Source organism: Variovorax sp. UC122_21 (genome assembly GCF_044056785.1).
Classification (GTDB): Bacteria; Pseudomonadota; Gammaproteobacteria; order Burkholderiales; family Burkholderiaceae_C; genus Variovorax.
This window is the reverse complement of sequence record NZ_CP172003.1, coordinates 448,798-465,318: the sequence shown is the minus strand read 5'-3', so window position 1 is coordinate 465,318 and position 16,521 is coordinate 448,798. Positions and strand designations below refer to the sequence as shown.

General features: G+C 69.5%; 12 protein-coding genes and 2 pseudogenes. 9 read left to right on the top strand and 5 right to left on the bottom strand.

The genetic code is table 11. The features are described from left to right. Window positions 1-10: 10 nt before the first annotated feature. The gene (locus ACHMXE_RS02335; protein ID WP_395346609.1) at window positions 11-862 is read right to left on the bottom strand and encodes a LysR family transcriptional regulator; all 852 of its coding nucleotides are present in this window, start codon (window positions 860-862) and stop codon (window positions 11-13) included. Between the two features lie 95 nt (window positions 863-957). Here ACHMXE_RS02335 and ACHMXE_RS02330 point away from each other — a divergent pair, with 95 nt between their 5' ends. The 7 genes and pseudogenes from ACHMXE_RS02330 to ACHMXE_RS02300 all read left to right on the top strand — a co-directional run bounded on the left by ACHMXE_RS02330 (window position 958) and on the right by ACHMXE_RS02300 (window position 7,956). Continuing rightward, a complete protein-coding gene (locus tag ACHMXE_RS02330) occupies window positions 958-1,869 on the top strand; it encodes a DMT family transporter (RefSeq protein WP_395346607.1) in 912 nt (303 codons plus the stop codon). A 137-nt stretch (window positions 1,870-2,006) separates the two neighbouring features. Next, window positions 2,007-2,234, top strand: coding sequence for a hypothetical protein (locus tag ACHMXE_RS02325; RefSeq protein WP_395346606.1), 228 nt, complete (start codon window positions 2,007-2,009; stop codon window positions 2,232-2,234). Window positions 2,235-2,328: 94 nt separating this feature from the next. Further along, window positions 2,329-3,507: an alpha/beta hydrolase gene (locus ACHMXE_RS02320; RefSeq protein ID WP_395346603.1), complete on the top strand. Its 1,179-nt coding sequence runs from the start codon at window positions 2,329-2,331 to the stop codon at window positions 3,505-3,507. A gap of 4 nt (window positions 3,508-3,511) precedes the next feature. Then, window positions 3,512-4,753 (top strand): MFS transporter, encoded by a 1,242-nt coding sequence (locus ACHMXE_RS02315; RefSeq protein WP_395346601.1) that lies wholly within the window; start codon window positions 3,512-3,514, stop codon window positions 4,751-4,753. 32 nt (window positions 4,754-4,785) lie between these two features. Beyond that, a pseudogene (locus ACHMXE_RS02310) lies at window positions 4,786-5,962 on the top strand (acetyl-CoA acetyltransferase). Window positions 5,963-5,976: 14 nt separating this feature from the next. Next, window positions 5,977-7,556: pseudogene (locus ACHMXE_RS02305) on the top strand (acyl-CoA synthetase). A 109-nt stretch (window positions 7,557-7,665) separates the two neighbouring features. Further along, complete coding sequence (locus tag ACHMXE_RS02300; RefSeq protein WP_057594164.1) at window positions 7,666-7,956, top strand: DUF1330 domain-containing protein; 291 nt, start codon at window positions 7,666-7,668, stop codon at window positions 7,954-7,956. A 33-nt stretch (window positions 7,957-7,989) separates the two neighbouring features. Here the strand turns inward: ACHMXE_RS02300 and ACHMXE_RS02295 are convergent, their stop codons facing one another. Continuing rightward, the gene (locus ACHMXE_RS02295; protein ID WP_395346599.1) at window positions 7,990-8,970 is read right to left on the bottom strand and encodes a tripartite tricarboxylate transporter substrate-binding protein; all 981 of its coding nucleotides are present in this window, start codon (window positions 8,968-8,970) and stop codon (window positions 7,990-7,992) included. Then, complete coding sequence (locus ACHMXE_RS02290; RefSeq protein WP_395346598.1) at window positions 8,967-9,863, bottom strand: LysR family transcriptional regulator; 897 nt, start codon at window positions 9,861-9,863, stop codon at window positions 8,967-8,969. Before ACHMXE_RS02290 ends, ACHMXE_RS02295 begins: the two co-directional genes overlap by 4 nt. Before the next feature lie 316 nt (window positions 9,864-10,179). Between ACHMXE_RS02290 and ACHMXE_RS02285 the strand changes: the two genes are divergently transcribed. Beyond that, window positions 10,180-12,474 (top strand): TonB-dependent receptor, encoded by a 2,295-nt coding sequence (locus ACHMXE_RS02285; RefSeq protein ID WP_395346595.1) that lies wholly within the window; start codon window positions 10,180-10,182, stop codon window positions 12,472-12,474. Between the two features lie 15 nt (window positions 12,475-12,489). Here the strand turns inward: ACHMXE_RS02285 and ACHMXE_RS02280 are convergent, their stop codons facing one another. Continuing rightward, window positions 12,490-12,957, bottom strand: a complete 468-nt coding sequence (locus ACHMXE_RS02280) for a YybH family protein (RefSeq protein ID WP_395346593.1) — start codon at window positions 12,955-12,957, stop codon at window positions 12,490-12,492. Continuing rightward, entirely contained in the window at window positions 12,950-13,357 is a 408-nt protein-coding gene (locus tag ACHMXE_RS02275; RefSeq protein ID WP_395346590.1) for a hypothetical protein, read from the bottom strand. Before ACHMXE_RS02275 ends, ACHMXE_RS02280 begins: the two co-directional genes overlap by 8 nt. A gap of 285 nt (window positions 13,358-13,642) precedes the next feature. On the opposite strand from ACHMXE_RS02275, the gene ACHMXE_RS02270 reads away from it, so the two are divergent. Beyond that, on the top strand, window positions 13,643-16,414 hold the full coding sequence (locus tag ACHMXE_RS02270) for a hypothetical protein (RefSeq protein ID WP_395346587.1): 2,772 nt from the start codon (window positions 13,643-13,645) through the stop codon (window positions 16,412-16,414). The last annotated feature ends 107 nt before the right edge of the window (window positions 16,415-16,521 follow it).

Sequence of the window (16,521 nt, the reverse complement as noted above, 5' to 3'; positions counted from 1 at the left end):
CCGGTTGCAGTCAGAGCGCAATGGCCTGAACGATGTGATCCCCCGAACAACCCAGCCGCCCGCGACAGACCCTTCGCCCGATGCAGCCGTATATCCGCCCAGGCAGCCGCGGCATGCCGTCGCGTTCCGACAGCGCCCGCAGCCTCGGCGGGAAAGTGCCCGACTTCACCACCGTCACCGCCAGCCCTTGCGCCGCAATGGACTCCACGGCCGCGAGGCTGTGGCTCACGAAGGCCAGGCGCCATGGCCGCCCCGACGCATCGAGTGCCTGGGTCGCCCATTGGCGGAACAGGCAGCCCTGCGGATAGAGCGCGACCGGCAGCGGATCCTGCGATTCCACCGATTGCGAAACGGCCGTTGCCCAGACCGCCTGTTCGCGCCGCAGCAACTCGCCGCCGCCCTGGCCTTCGGGATGCATCGCGATCACGAGGTCGAAGTCCTCGCCCAGTCGCTCGGGCATGCGCGCGGTCAGGCCGGTCTCCATCTCGATGTGGATGCGCGGGTACGCGGCCACGAAGCTGGCGAGCACCGGCGGCACGACGAAGCTGCCGTAGTCGTCCATGACGCCGAGCCGCACGCGGCCCTCGACCTTGTGCTGCTGCAGATGGCCCACCGCCTCGTCGTTGAGCAGCAGGATGCGGCGCGCATAGCCGAGCAACCCCTCGCCCGCGAGGCTCAGCTCGACGTTGACCTTGGTGCGGTGAAAGAGCTCGGTGCCCAGCCGCTCCTCGAGCCGCTTGATCTGCATGCTCACGGCCGACTGCGTGCGGTTCAGCGCCGTTGCCGCGCGCGTGAACGAACGATGGTCGGCCACGGCCACGAAGGCCTTCAGCAGCTCGGGGTCGAGCGTCGGGATGCTCATTCGATTTGTTGATCAGAGTGACCAAATAAATTCCATTGATTGATGATAGAGGGCTGCCTACGCTGCTGTCACTTCATCGATCAGGGAGCACGGGCGTGGGAGAACTCTTGGGCGTCGCGGCCGCGATGCTGTCCAGTGCGCTGGGCGGCGCGGCGGTGGGTGCAACGCGCTATGTCGCGGGCGTCATCGATCCGGTGGCGCTCGGTGCCTTCCGCTTCGGCATCGGTTTCTGCCTGTTGCTGCCGATGGCGCTGCTGCGTTCCGGCGAGTCGTGGCCCGCGCCGCGCGACTGGCCCGCGGCCGCCGGGCTGGGCTGCTGTTCTTCGGTCTGTTCCCGCTGCTCTTCAATGCCTCGCTGCACCACACGACCGCCGCGCGCGGCGCGCGTGGCGCTGTCGGCGCTGCCGCTGCTCACCATGGCCGTGGCGGGCGTGCTGCGCGTCGAGCCCTTCACGCGTCGCAAGACGGTCGGCGTGCTGGTCGCGATGGCGGGCGTGGGGCTGGCGCTGCTGTCGGGACTGCGCACCGCACCGCCCGATGCCTGGCGCGGCGACCTGCTGATGCTCGCGGCCGCGCTGTGCATGGCGTTCTACAGCGTGGGCTCGCGCCCGCTGATCCGCCGTTCGGGGCCGCTGACCTTCACCGCCATGGCGATGGCGGTCGGCGCGCTGTGCCTCACGGGCATCGCCTGGCAGGGCGGCAGATTCGCGCCCGTGGTGTCCTTCGGCACGGCCCAGTGGCTGGCCATCGCCTACCTCGGCGTGTTCGGTGGCGCGATCGTCTTCTTCCTCTGGGCTTTCGCGCTCGGCCGCACCACGCCAACGCGCGTGGCGATCTCGGTGACGGTCAATCCGGTGGCGGCGGGCCTGGTGGGTGCCTGGCTGCTGGCGGAGCCGCTGCGGTGGAACCTCGTCGTGGGGCTGCTGGCCGTGCTGGCGGGGATCGTGATTGCGGCGACCGGGGCTTCGCACGAGCAGATCGGTAGCTCCGAGCGCGACGGTGCGTGAAGGCCGGGAGGTCTTCTGGACGGTGGTTGATGAACCGCAAGAGTCGAAAGGTTTGGAGCACGCGCGCCGAGGATGTCGTCAATCGCGTTCACATGAAGTACGTTCGAGCTTTCGCTTCACACTGAGAGGACGTTGCCATGGTCGGAAAAGCAGTCGTGCAGAACCGCATCGATGTAGACACCGAGGACCGTGCATTGCCCGCAGAACCCGTCGTCGGCGCCGCTGCGCACCACGCTTGGTTTCGAGCGAAGGTGCAGGAGGCGCTGGACGAATCGCGCCCTGTCGTTGCGCACGATGAGGTAGAGGCATATTTCTCCAAGCGACGTGCAGTCGCGCTTCTCAAGACAGAAAAGGGCGGGAAGTGAGCATCGGGCGATCACCCGGCGATGGGAGGACCGGCCTCTGCTGTACCTCCACCGGGGGACTGCCATCCCCCCCGCCCGGTCCTACATTCCCCTCATGACCGAGTCCTTCACCGTCCAGACCGAGTGGGTGCACCTCCAGTACGACGAGCACGCCGCCTTCACCGAGACCTACGGCTTCTCCGGCAACCAGGGCGCGGTGAACCTCGAGGCGATCCGCTTCCGGCCCGAGGGCCAGGCGTCCGACACGCTGATGGTCTTCATGCATCCCGCGTCGACGCTGCAGCTGCTGCCGGTGCCGCGCGCGATGGCGGCCACCGGCGCGCACGTGCTGTGCGCGGGCAGCCGCTACCAGCGCAACGACACGGCGCTGATCATGGAAAAAGTGTTCCTCGACCTGAGCGCCTACATCCGCCATGCGAAGCAGGTCTGGGGCTACCGCCACGTGGTGCTGGTGGGCTGGTCGGGCGGCGGGGCGCTGGCGGTGAGCTACCAGGCCGAGGCCGAAGACCCGCGCATCACGCACACGCCGGCCGGCGATGCGGTCGATCTCAAGGGCAAGGGACTGATCCCGGCCGACGCGGTGATCTACCAGGCCGCGCACCTCTCGCGCGCGCACCTGCTGGCCGAGACCATCGATCCCTCGGTGAAGGACGAGCTGAACCCCGACGACCGCGACGTCGAACTCGACATCTACGACCCGCGCAACCCGAACCAGCCGCCGTATTCGCCGGCCTACATCCAGCGCTACCGCGTGGCGCAACTCGACCGCATGCGCCGCATCACGGCCTGGGCGCGGGCGAAGCTGGCTGAGCTCAAGGCGCGCAACACCGGCGAGATGGAGCGGCCCTTCCTCGTGCACCGCACGCTGGCCGATCCGCGCTTCCTCGATCCCACGCTCGATCCCAACGATCGCCGGCCGCGCTGGTGCTACATGGGCAATCCCGAAACGGTGAACTCCGGGCCGGTCGGGCTCGCGCGCTTCACCACCTTGCGCAGCTGGCTGTCGCAATGGTCGCTCGACGACTCCTGCGGCAACGGGCTCGAAGGCGCGCGCCGCATCCGCGTGCCGCTGCTGGTGATCGAGAACAGCGCCGACGACGCGGTGCCGACCACGCATCCCAAGATGCTGTTCGAGGCCGCGGCATCGCCCGACAAGCTCTTTCGCGTGGTGAAGGGCGCGACCCACTACTACGCCGGCCAGCCCGAGCTGCTGCAGGAAGCCACGGCGCTGATCCGCGGCTGGCTGCAGGAGCGCGACCTGCTCGAGCGCTGAGTCCGTGAAGACCGGCGCTGTCGCCGCAGTCGCTGCGATGGGGCCGGCGCTGGTCGTCGGCGTGGTCACGCTCTCGACCGCGGTCCAGCCGCTGGGCACCGACCTCTACCTCGCGGCGCTGCCCGCGATCCGCAACGAGTACGCGGCGCGCGTGGGCGTGGTGCAGCTCACGCTCGCGGTGCTGGTGTTCAGTTTCGGATTGAGCCAGCTGCTGTGGGGCCCGGCCTCCGACCGCTTCGGCCGCCGGCCGGTGCTGGTGGCGGGCTTCCTGCTGTACGCGGTGGGCGCCGCGGTGGGCGCGATGGCGCCGAACATCGAAGTGCTGATTGCCGCGCGCGCGGCGCAGGGCCTGGGCATCGCGGCCTGCATGGTTTGCGGGCGCGCGATCGTGCGCGACCTGTTCGAGCAGCAGCACGGCACGCATGTGATGACGGTCGCGATGTCGGTGCTGGCCTGCCTGACGATGCTGATCCCCGTGACGGGCGCGCTGCTGGCCCAGACCCTGGGCTGGCGCGCCACGCTGTGGTCGATGGCGTTGTGTGGCCTGGCCGGCGCGCTGCTGGTGCTCGCGCGCGTACCCGAGACCGCACGCTCGCTCAAGCCCGATGCCTTGCGCCTCGGCCCGCTGCTCGCGGGCTATGCGCGCATCGCGCGCGATCCGGCGTTCCAGTCGTGGACCCTGCTCAACGCCTTCGGCTATGCGGCCAACTTCGGCTTCTTCTCGAGCTCGGCCTACCTCTTCATCGAAACCTTCGGCGTCTCGCGCGTGGGCTTCGGCCTGGTGATCGGCGGTGCCTCGGTCACCTACCTCGCGGGCACCATGCTGTGCCGGCGCTGGATCGCGGCGCACGGCATCGTGACCTCGGTGCGGCGCGCGGGCTTCCTTTCGTTGCTGGCGGCGCTGCTGCTGGTGGTGCCGCAGCTCGCTGGCGCGCACACGGCCGGCACGCTCACGGCGGGCCTGTGGCTGATGCTGCTGGCCTACGGCATCCACCAGCCCTGCGGCCACGTCGGCATGGCCACGCCATTCCCGCTGCAGGCCGGCGCGGCCTCGGCGCTTGGCGGCTTCATCTTCGCGGGCGCGGCCTTCCTCTGCGGCGGCTGGATGGGCCTGATGTACCGCAGCGGCAGCGCCGCCGTGCTGTCGCTCACCACGGGCGTGCTCGCGGCCGCGGCCGGCACGATCGCGCTGACCTTGGTACAACGTCATGGCCGGCCCGTGCCCGCGCGGCCCGCCGTGCCCTGAATCCCCGCTTTCCATTCCTTCCAGGAGACATCATGCGCAACGACAACGCCTACATCGTCGGCTGGGGCCACACGCCCTTCGGCAAGCTCGACAACGCCGAGCTCGAGCAGCTCATCCGCGACGCCGTGCAACCCGCGCTCGACAGCGCGGGCGTGGCGGCCGAGGACATCGACGGCATCTTCGTGGGCCACTTCAACGCCGGCTTCGTCGGCCAGGACTTCACGGCCTCGCTGCCCGCGGTGGCCATGCCCGAGTTCCGCCACACGCCGGCCGTGCGCTGCGAGAACGCCTGCGCCACCGGCTCGGCCGCGATCTGGGCCGCGCTCGACGCCATGGCCGCGGGCCGCATGAAGCGCACGCTGGTGATCGGCATGGAGCGCATGAACGGCCTGCGCACGCCCGAGGTGGCGGCCACGCTGATCAAGTGCTCGTACGTGAAGGAGGAGGGCGCCGACCCGGCCGGCTTCGCGGGCATCTTCGGCGGCATCGCGAGCAACTACTTCGAGCGCTTCGGCGACCAGTCGGACGCGCTCGCGGCCATCGCGGCCAAGAACCACGCCAACGGCATGCACAACCCCTATGCCCACATGCGGCGCGACTTCGGCTTCGACTTCTGCCGCACGCCCTCGGACAAGAACCCCTTCGTGTCCGGGCCGCTCAAGCGTTCCGACTGCTCGCTGGTGTCCGACGGCGCGGCCGCGCTGGTGCTGTCGACCGAGCCGCTCGCGGGCGCCAAGGTGCCCGCGGTGCGCTGGCGCTCGCGCACGCACGTCAACGACTTCCTGCCGATGTCGCGCCGCGACCCGACGAAGTTCGAGGGCGCGGCCATGGCGTGGAACAAGGGCCTGGCCTCGGCCGGCGCCTCGCTCGACGACCTGGGCTTCGTCGAAACGCACGACTGCTTCACCATCGCCGAGCTGCTGGAGTACGAGGCCATGGGGGCTCGCGCCGCACGGCGAGGGTGCGCGCGTGATCCTCGACGGCGTGACGCGCAAGGACGGCCGGCTGCCGGTCAACCCTTCGGGCGGACTCAAGTCCAAGGGCCATCCGATCGGCGCCACCGGCGTGTCGCAGCACGTGATGGCCGCGATGCAGCTCTCGGGCACGGCCGGCGGCATGCAGGTCGAGCGCACGCGCATGGGCGCGGTGTTCAACATGGGCGGCTCGGCGGTGGCCAGCTACCTCAGCATCCTGGAGCCGGCCTCGTGAGTGCGGCGCAGGCGATGAACCTGGGCCGGCTGCTCACGCAGACGGCCGCGCTCTTTGCCGAGCGGCCGGGCCTCATCCAGGAGGGCGGGCGCAGCTGGACCTGGGGCGAGATCGAGGCGCGCGTGGCCGCGATGACCGCGGCGCTGCGCGCGCTGGGCCTGAAGAAGGGCGACCGCATCCTCGTGCAGTCGCGCAACAACCTGCAGATGTTCGAGAGCTGCTGGGTCGCGTTCCGCCTCGGCTGTGTCTGGGTGCCGACCAACTTCCGGCTCACTCCCCCCGAGGTGGCCTACCTCGGCGCATCGAGCGGCGCGGTCGCGATGATCGTGGAGGACATCTTCCCCGGCCACACCGACGCGGTGCGCGCGGCCTCGCCGGCGCTCGCGCACGTGATCGCGATCGGCCGCGCGCGCGAGGGCGAGCATTCGTACGAGGACCTGCTGCGCGCATACGAGGCGCACGATGCGGTGCAGGCCGAGCACGAGACCGTCGACCGCGACGACCCGCTGTGGTTCTTCTACACCTCGGGCACCACCGGCCGGCCCAAGGCAGGTGTGCTCACGCACGGGCAGATGGCCTTCGTGGTCGCCAACCACCTCGCCGACCTGATTCCGGGCACGACCGAGAACGACCGCTCGATCGCGGTCGCGCCGCTGTCGCACGGCGCGGGCATCCATGCGCTGCTCAACGTGGCGCGCGGCGCGGCCACCGTGCTGCCGGCGAGCGAGAAGCTCGACCCCGAGGCCTTCTGGGCCTCGGTGCAGAAGCATCGCGTCAGCAACCTTTTCACCGTGCCGACCATCGTGAAGATGCTGGTCGAGCATCCGGCGGTCGACCGCTACGACCACAGCTCGCTGCGCCACGTGATCTACGCGGGCGCCCCGATGTACCGCGCCGACCAGAAGCTCGCGCTGAAGAAGCTCGGCAAGGTGCTGGTGCAGTACTTCGGCCTTGGCGAGGTCACCGGCAACATCACGGTGCTGCCGGCCTCCATGCACTCGGACGACGACGAGGACCCCGAACGCCAACATCGGCTCGTGCGGCCGCGCGCGCACCGGCATGGAGGTGGCGATCCTCGATGCCGAGTTGCGGCGCCTGCCCACGGGCGAGGTCGGCGAGATCTGCGTGCGCGGCCCCGCCGTGTTCGCGGGCTACCACGGCAACGAGGAGGCCACGCGCAAGGCGCTGCGCGGCGGCTGGTTCCACACCGGCGACCTCGGCCGGCTCGATGCGCGCGGCCTGCTCTACATCACCGGCCGCGAGTCCGACATGTACATCTCGGGCGGCTCCAACGTCTATCCGCGCGAGGTCGAGGAGGGTGCTGCTCACGCATCCCGCGGTGGCCGAGGTGGCGGTGCTCGGCGTACCCGATCCCAAGTGGGGCGAGGTCGGCGTGGCCGTGGTGGTGCGGCGCGAGGGCGCGCAGGTCGATTGCGATGCGCTGATCGCGCACCTCGACGGGCGCTGCGCGCGCTATCGCTGGCCGCACCACGTGTTCTTCTGGGAGGCCTTGCCGAAGTCGGGCTACGGGAAGATCGCGAAGAAGGACATCCGGCAACTGCTGGTCGAGCGCGGCGAGATCGCGGGTTTGTAGCACCGCCCGCGGATTGGCCGGCGCGGTTCAGGTGGCTTGCCGCCGGGCCGAGGCGCGAGACGCCGGCGCCCGCTATATTGAAAGCTTTGGCAACTACAGAGCAATCAACATGGCAAAAGCCTACTGGGTCAGTGCATACCGTGCCGTCAAGGACGCCGACAAACTCGCCGCCTACGCAAAGCTGGCCGGTCCGGCCATCGCCGCGGGCGGCGGGCGTTTCCTGGCACGCGGCCTGCCCGCGAAAACCTACGAATACGGCCTGGCCGAACGCACGGTGCTGATCGAGTTCGACAGCGTGGCGCAGGCCACGGCCACCCACGACAGCCCCGACTACCAGGCCGCGCTGGTCGCGCTGGGCGACGGCGCCGAGCGCGATCTACGCATCATCGAAGGCAGCTGAGCGAAGCGCGGGCGGGCCGGGGCGAGGCCCGCTTCAGTCCAGCGTGATTCCCGTTCGCCTGGACAGCGCCGCGTACTTGTCGATCTGCTGCCGCAGGAAGGCGGCGAAGGCCGCCGGCGGTGCGACCGAGACCTCGACCCCGCCGGCCACCAGCCGGTCGTGCACCTGCGGGGTCTGCAGGGTCCGCGCGAGCGCTCCGCTCAGCGCATCGACCCGCGCTGCCGGCGTATGCGCCGGCGCCACGAATCCATAGAAACCGATCAGCTCGAAGCCGGGCAGCGACTCCGCGATGGCCGGTAGTTGCGGATACGACGCGGCCCGCCGCGCGCTGGTGATGCCCAGCGCGCGCAGGCGTTGCGCCTGCAGGTAGGGCAGCGCGCTCTCCAGGGTGACGAAGGCCAGCGGCAGGTCGCCGTTGAGCAGCGCGCGATAGATCTGAGCGCTGCCGTTGTAGGGCACGTGCTCGAGCCTGACATCGGCTTCGATGGCGAGCAGCTCGCCGGCCAGGTGCGACACCGAGCCGATGCCCAGCGACGCGTACTGCAACGGCGGATCGGCCCGCCGCGCCAGCGCGATCAGCTGGGCCACGTCGCGCGCGGCGAAGCCCGGCTGCGTGACCAGCACCACGATCGAATGGCCGCCGAGGCACAGGGGCTCGAAATCGTCGAGCGCGTCGTAGGGCATCTGCTGGCGCATCGCCTCGTTGGCGGCATGCGGCGAGAACACCATGCCGAAGGTGTTGCCGTCGGGCGCGGCCATGGCCACGGCCTGCGTGCCGACGATCATGCCGCCGCCCGCGCGGTTGTCGACCACCACCGGCCGGTCGAGCACCTGCGCCAGTTCGCGGGCGATCAGGCGCGCCATGAAGTCGGCGGCACCGCCGGGCGCCTGCGGCACGACCATGCGCAAAGGCCGGCCCGTGTCGCTGGCGGCCAGCGCGTTGCGGCCGGACAGGCCAGCGCACGCCATGGCGGCGAGCATCGCGCGCCGCGTCGCGAGCGTGTTGCCGCTCACCGCCGCAGCCTGCGCGAGGCGCGCCGGAACTCGTCGGCCAGCGCCGCGGCCGAAGGCGTCAGCGGCCGCTTCGTCGGCGTCACCAGATGCTGCACGGCCGGCGGCAGATCGAGCTTGATGGGCAGGACCTTGAGCAGTCCGCGTTCGCGCAGCGGTTCCAGCCCGCCCAGGCTGTTGAGCGTGACCAGGTCGCTCTGCAGCAGCATCGACACCAGCGCGCTCGATGAATCGCAATGCGCCACCAGCGTCGGTGCCGGCAGGCCCTGGCTGGTCATCAGCGTGACGATCATCGGCCCGCCCGACTGCTGCACGCTGTAGAGCCAGCCATAGGGCACCAGCGCGGCCAGGTCGCGCGCATCGGCGGCCGGGTGGCCCGCGCGCACGACGATGCCCATGTCGGAACTGCACAGCTGCTCGGTGTGCAGGTCGGACAGGCTCTGGTCGGTGGGCAGCGGGCCGACCGCGAAATCGATCCGGGCTTCGCGCAGCGCCGCGATGGTCGACGACGAGCGGCCGCCGAGCACGCTGATCAATGCATTGGGCGTGTGCTCGCGAAAGCGCGCCACGGCGGTGGGCAGCAGCATGGCCTCGGCCGTGGCCGACAGGCCCACCGTGATCAGCTTGCGGCCCTCGCCGCCGGCGCTCTCGAGTTCCTCCTGCAGATGGCGCAGTTCGGCATCGATCACGCGCGCGCGGCGCAGCACGATGCGGCCGAACTCGGTGGGTTCCACGCCGCGCGCGGAACGCACCAGCAGCGGCACGCCCAGCGATTTCTCGAGCGCGGTGAGGTTCTTGCTGACGGCCGCCTGCGCAAGGCCGAGCTTGCGCGCGGCGGATCGAACGCTGCCGGTCTCGATGACGGCTATCAGATCTCGGAGGTGGGCCTCGCGCACTTTGTCTCGTGTCTCGTTGTCGTTGTGGTCGGCCGGATTATCCGGCAAGCGTTCCCGGGGCGCAGCGCGGCCGCGGGCGTGTGCGGCATGCGCCGCAACGAGGGAAATACCAGCATCCATGCGGGTTTGCGGCGTTCGCGGTGCATCGGGAGCCGATGACATGTGCCCACCTTTGGTGAACGAGTTAACCGCCGATGTCCTTCCGGGGCGCCACGGGCCGCGACTAACCTCTGCCGCTTTCGCGCCGCGGCGCCGGCGAATCCGAACAAGAACAGAGAGACATGCGACTTCCCGCTACAGATCGCGCCAGGCCTTCATGAACAGGTCCCTCCTGTCGCTCGCGCTGGTCGCGGCCTTTCCCTGCGTTGCAACCGATGCCATGGCCCAGGACGCGCCCGAGCGCGCCAAGTCGCTCGGCATCGTCACGGTGACCGGCGCCCGACCGAGTTCGCTGCCCACGCAGATTCCCACCACCATCGAGGGCGTGACGCGTGCCGAGATCGAGACGCGCGTGAACGCCACCGACAGCGAGGACGCGCTCAAGTACCTGCCGAGCCTGCTGGTGCGCAAGCGCTACATCGGCGACTACAACCACGCGATCCTTTCCACGCGCGCCTCGGGCACCGGCAACAGCGCGCGCTCGGCCGTCTATGCCGACGGCATCCTGCTGTCGAACTACCTGGGCAACGGCATCGCCAACGGCACCAACTTCGCGCCGCGCTGGGGCCTGGTCACGGCCGAGGAGATCGAGCGGGTCGACGTGATGTACGGCCCGTTCTCGGCCGCGTACCCGGGCAACTCGGCGGGCGCGGTGGTCGACTACGTGACGCGCATGCCCGACAAGCTCGAGGCCCATGTGAAGGCGGGCTTCTCCTCGCAGCCCAACGAGCTCTACCGCACGAAGAAGAGCTTCAAAGGCTGGCAGACCAGCGCCTCGCTGGGCAGCCGCAGCGGCGACTGGTCCTGGTGGATCGACGTCAACCGCACCGACAGCCAGGGGCAGCCGCTGACCTTCACCACGGCGACGCTGGCGTCCACCGTGGCCGGCGGCGCGGGAACGTCGGTGTTCGGCGCGGTGCCGGGCCTCAACACCACCAACGCTCCGTGGCTGATCCTCGGCGCGGGCACGCAGTACCGCACCGTGCAGGACCACGCCAAGCTCAAGCTGGCCTACGACCTCTCGCCCACGCTGCGCGCGAGCTACACGCTCGGCTGGTGGCAGAACGTCGGCAGCGGGCAGAGCGAGAGCTACCTCGTCGATGCCCGGGGCCAGCCGGTCTACAGCGGGCCGGTCAACATCGGCGGGCGCAGCTTCACGCTCGCGCCCACGGCCTTTCCGTGGACCGAGGACCGCGCCACGCACTTCATGCACGGGCTGTCCGTCAAGAGCAACACCCAGGGCGCTTTCGACTGGGAGGTGGCCGCCAGCCTCTACGACTACGCCAAGGACACGCAGCGTTCGCCCACCGTCGCGCTGCCGCTGGCGGCCCTCGGCGGTGCAGGCACCTTGCAGGACCAGGGCGGCACCGGCTGGAACACGCTCGCGGCCAAGGGCACCTGGCGGCCGCAGGGCGTGGGCGGCGCGCATGTGGTCGACTTCGGTGTCGGCCGCGATGCCTACAACCTGGTCATTGCCAAGACCAACGTGCTCGGCGACTGGCAGGACGGCCCCGCGTTCACGCCCGTGAGCCAGGTCGGCGGGCGTAGCCAGACGCTCAGTGCCTGGGCGCAGGACGCGTGGTCCTTCGCGCCGCAATGGAAGACCGTGCTCGGGCTTCGCTACGAGAAGTGGAAGGCCACGGACGGCTTCACCGCCACGGCCACGAGCGCGCAGCCCTATGCCTCGCGCAGCGAGTCCGACCTCTCGCCCAAGGCCGCGCTGGCCTACCAGCTCGCGCCTTCGACAGTGATCAAGGCCTCGGTGGGCCGCGCGGTGCGCTATCCGACGGTGGGCGAACTCTATGGCGCGACCTCGGGCGGCGCGCTCTCGTTCGTCAACGACCCGAACCTCGAGCCCGAGAAGTCATGGACCGGCGAACTCACGGCCGAGCAGGACCTGGGCAAGGGCCTGCTGCGCGCCACGCTGTTCCACGAGACCACGAAGAACGCGCTCTACAGCCAGCTGATCCCGAACTCGACCGTCTCGCGCGTGCAGAACGTCGACCGGATGCGCACCACCGGCGTGGAGCTCGCCTACACCGGTCAGGACGCCGGCATCGAGGGCCTCGATCTCGGCAGCAGCCTGACCTATGCCGATTCGAAGACGGTGGCCGACGCGGCCTTTCCGGCGGCGGTGGGCAAGTGGCAGCCGCGCGTGCCGCGCTGGCGCGCCACGGCCTACGCCACCTACAAGCCCGATGCGCACTGGGCCTTCACGCTCGCCGCGCGCTACAGCGGCCGGCAGTACTCGAACCTCGACAACAGCGACATCAACGCCTACGCCTACTTCGGGGCAAGCCGCTACTTCACCGTGGACCTGCGCGTCCGCTACCAGATCGACAGGCAGTGGTCGGCCGCCTTCGGCATCGACAACGCGAACAACGACCGCTACTGGAACTTCCATCCGTACCCGCAGCGCACCTACACGGCCGAATTGCGATTCGACCTGTGAGGGGCCGCGCGCCGCTCAGGGCGCGGCGGGGCGTGGTGGTTGCGCCCAGAGCTTGTCGCTCGACCAGTGCAGGTGGACGATACGGAAGCCGTCGCCCGCGCGGCGCACGATCGCGGTCTCCTGCATCACCTGGTCGATGGGCTTGCCGTCGGGCAGTTTGCCGGTCACGTGGTAGGTGCTGAGCACCCAGCGCTCGTTGCCGCCGCCGCCGACGCGGCGCGCCTGCAGGGTCCAGGTGGACACGGCCGCCATGTCGATGTCGCCCGGCAGGTGGCTCAGCGCATAGGCCTCGATCGTCGGGTCGGTGACGCCGAACTCGAACACCACCAGCGAACGGTCGAGGTAGGAGAGCGCACCGCCCGTGTCCTTGCGCTTGAGCGCCGCGTGGAAGCCGTCGACCGCGTCGGCCGGCAGCTTCACGGTCTGTGCTCCCGCCGCGGCGGCCAGGACCAGGCTCGCGGCGGCGAGCAGCAGCCTACGCATGGGGGTCGACCAGCTTGGGGTCGATCAATTCGATGATGACGATGTCGCCGGGGTTCACGCCCTCCATGGAGGGATCGGTGGCGCGCACCGTGAGCTCGTCGGGCGTATTGCTCTTGAGCCACAGGGTGCGGCCGAACATCTTGCCGCGGATGAAGGTCAGTCGCCAGCCGCGCATCTCGTTGCGCTGGGGCGCCACCATGCCCGGGCCGATCGGCTCGAAGCGCAAGGTGGCGATGCGGCCCGCCTTGCCGGCCTGGCCCACGCCGGTCACCTTGGCCGTGAAGCGCCGCACTGCGGGGTCGACCGCGTCGTGGCCGGCCACCGCGTGCTGCGCGAGCAGCAGTGCCGCGGCCATTGCCGAGGCCCGTGCGCCGGCGCGGATCCATGTCGTCAGCAACATCGCTGTCCCTTGCCTCCATTGAAAGAAGCCGGCGATGTTATCGACGCGGTGCGCGCGCGCAAGGGATCGCGATGCAGCGCGATCGACGTGCGCATGCGATGAAAACGCGCGCCTTTCGTGCCGCGACGCCCAGTGTCAGCGAGGGTCTCGGGCAGGGTCGGCGATGCGATTCACCTGCTCACCTGCGACGAACGTTTTAACCGTTGGTCGTCTTCTGACGCAGGGCTTTCACAACTAATCTCTGCGCCCATTCCACAACCACGACGACACCTCATGCCGGCTTCCGTGACGCATCGCATTCGCTGGCCCTGGTGGCTCGCGGCGGTGCTCGTCGTCGCGTTGTCGGCCACATGGTGGTGGCCCTCGTCCGACGTCGCGCCGATGCCATCGGTCGTTGCGGTTCCCGCACCGGTGGTGGCGCCGGCACCGAAGCCCGTGCCGGCGCCCGCGAAGCCGGTCGATGCCGCGCTGTCCGTCTCGGCCTTCAAGCTCGTCGGCACGGTCGTGGCGGCCGATGGCGTGGACAGCTTCGCGCTGATGCGCCGCACGAGCGATTCGCAGCTGTTGCAACTGCGTGTCGGTGGCCACGTCGAGGGCCTGACCGTCAGCGCGATCCAGCCCGACAGCGTGGTGCTGGCCGGCGCGGGGCAGTCGGTCGTGATCGAGGCCGACCGCACCGTCGCGTCGCCGCTGCCTTCCCGCCCGGTCCATCCCCCGCGAGCCGGACGTGGAACCGGCATTCGCGGGCGACCCCGCCCCGTTCGGACATTGACGCGAAGACTTTCCCCTGGCCCCGTGTTTTTTGACAGAGAAAGAAGAACCATGAAGAGAAGACAAGCCCCCAGAGCCAACCTGCTGTTGGTTGGCGCCCTCGCCAGCGCCTTGCTGCTCGCCGCGTGCGGCGGCAGCAACGACAGCGCGCCGCTCATCGTCGGCTCCGCGCCGCCACCCGCGGGGTCCACCGACCAGCCGCCCACCGACACCGGGCCTGTTGCCCAGGACTACGTGACACCGCCGCGGCTGTGCGAGCCCGGTCCCGGGGACCAGGGAGAGCCGGGCGTCAATGGCCACATCCCCAAGTCGGCGATGTACGACGCCACCGCCAATCCCGATGGCTTCCAGGGCTACTGGTGCGGCGCGCGCAAGGTCGCGCAGAACACGCTGTTCGGCCGCGGTGCCTTCGGCGACCTGCAGATCAAGGCCAAGGGATCGACGCGCTGCGCCTATGCCTCCAACCGCGACGGCGCGGCCGGCGGCGATGCCGCGCTGACCACCGGCATCATCGTGTTCGACATGAAGACGCCGACGAAGATGCAGGTCGTGCCCGCGAGCGGCGACACCACGGTCGTCGGCACCGCGCCGTCGGCCAGCGTCAAGGCCACGAGCACCAACAAGTGGGGCGAGGAAACCACCGCCGCCACCCCGGTCAACCCGAACGGCAAGATCCTGCGCACTCCGGCCGCGCTCGAAGCCTATTCGGGCCTCGAGCTCTCGGGCGACCTGCTGGTTGCCGGCTACAAGGACAACAAGATGGTGGACGTCTACGACGTCAGCGACTGCCTGCACCCGGTGCCGCTGAACGCGAGCTACCAGTCCTCGGGCGGCCACCACGACGGTTGGCTCTCGCCCGACGGCAAGACCTGGTACGGCGTGCCCTTCGGCACCACGGCCAAGGACGGCGGCACCACGCTCATCACCGGCGGCACCTCGCCTACGGACGACAACTTCGCCAACTACACCATCGACAACAAGCGCGTCGACCTGCACATCACCAACCTCGACGACCCGAAGAACCCGAAGCTGCTGCTGAGCTGGAACCGCTCGCAGCTGCCCGACGAGGTGAAGAACAACAAGAACTGGCGCATCATGGCCGCGACCAACATCCACGACGTCAGCACCAACCCCGACGGCACGCGGCTCTATCTCGCGGTGTACGGCGGCGGCGGCCAGGTGGCCGGCAACCTGCCCACGCCCACCACCACCTTCTGGCGCGACCAGACCTGCGCCAACGGCCTGCTGATCATGGACTCGAGCGACATCGTCAAGCGCGCGGCCGATCCGAAGCTGAAGTACATCAGCTTCCTCTCGTGGTGCGACCAGCAGCCCAACCCCGAGTTCGAGCAGGGCGGTTATGCGCGCATGACCTCGACCGCCGCGACGCACGCGACCGAATGGGTGCGCCACGTCAACGGCAAGGAGTACATCGTCTCGACCGACGAGTCGTACGCCCTGACGACCAGCGACACCAACGGCCTGCCGAACCAGTGCAAGCAGCAGAGCTTCGGGCGCATGATCGACATCTCGGACGAGAAGCACCCGAAGATCGTCGGCACCTACGAGCAGGATGCCAACAAGGCCAGCGTCTGCCCGACGCTGGTGGCCGAGGGCGGCAACGTCCCGATGGTCCACTACCTGAACTTCGACGACCGCAACCACATGCGCGTGGCCGTCTACGCGGCCGCATCGGGCGGCATCCGCTTCGCCGACTGGACCGATCCCACCAGCCCGAAAGAGATCGGCTATTACGTCGCGCGGCGCAACACGCCGAGCAAGATGGACTTCACGCGTCCCGATCCGCGCTACGACGCCGAGAACTGCCTCTACTACACCGGCTGGAACCAGGGCGGCCTGGTATCGCTCGAGCTGACCAACCCGCAGTACAACCCGTGCATGAGCCGCAGCGCGAACGTCAGCGGCAAGGTGGCGACGGCGCAGGGCGACCTCACGGTGGCGCTGAAGGCCGGCCGCGACAGCAAGGGCGCTAGCGTCAGCCTGAGCATCGAGGGCCTGGGCAACAAGGTGCAGCTGGGCGCGGTGACGCGCCTGGGCTCGGCCATCGACGCGGATGGCGCGCAGGTCACGGCCACCAGCAACTCGGTGCAGATCGACGCCGACGGCAGCTTCGACGGCCAGCCCGCGAAGTTCCGCCTGCAGGTGACCGACAACGGCGGCAACAAGGGCTACTTCTCGCTGAGCTGCACCGAGGGTTGCTCGTTCACGACCAATGGCTACCTGCAGAGCGGCGGGAAGCTGGTGGTGGCGAACCTCAAGAGCTGAAGATGCCAAGGACCGCGCATGCCTGTTGACCTTCGCTCGCGCGGTCGATAGCATCGCGGCACTTTCAAAACGCCCTCCCGGTTCGCCGGGGGGGCGTTTTCTTTTTG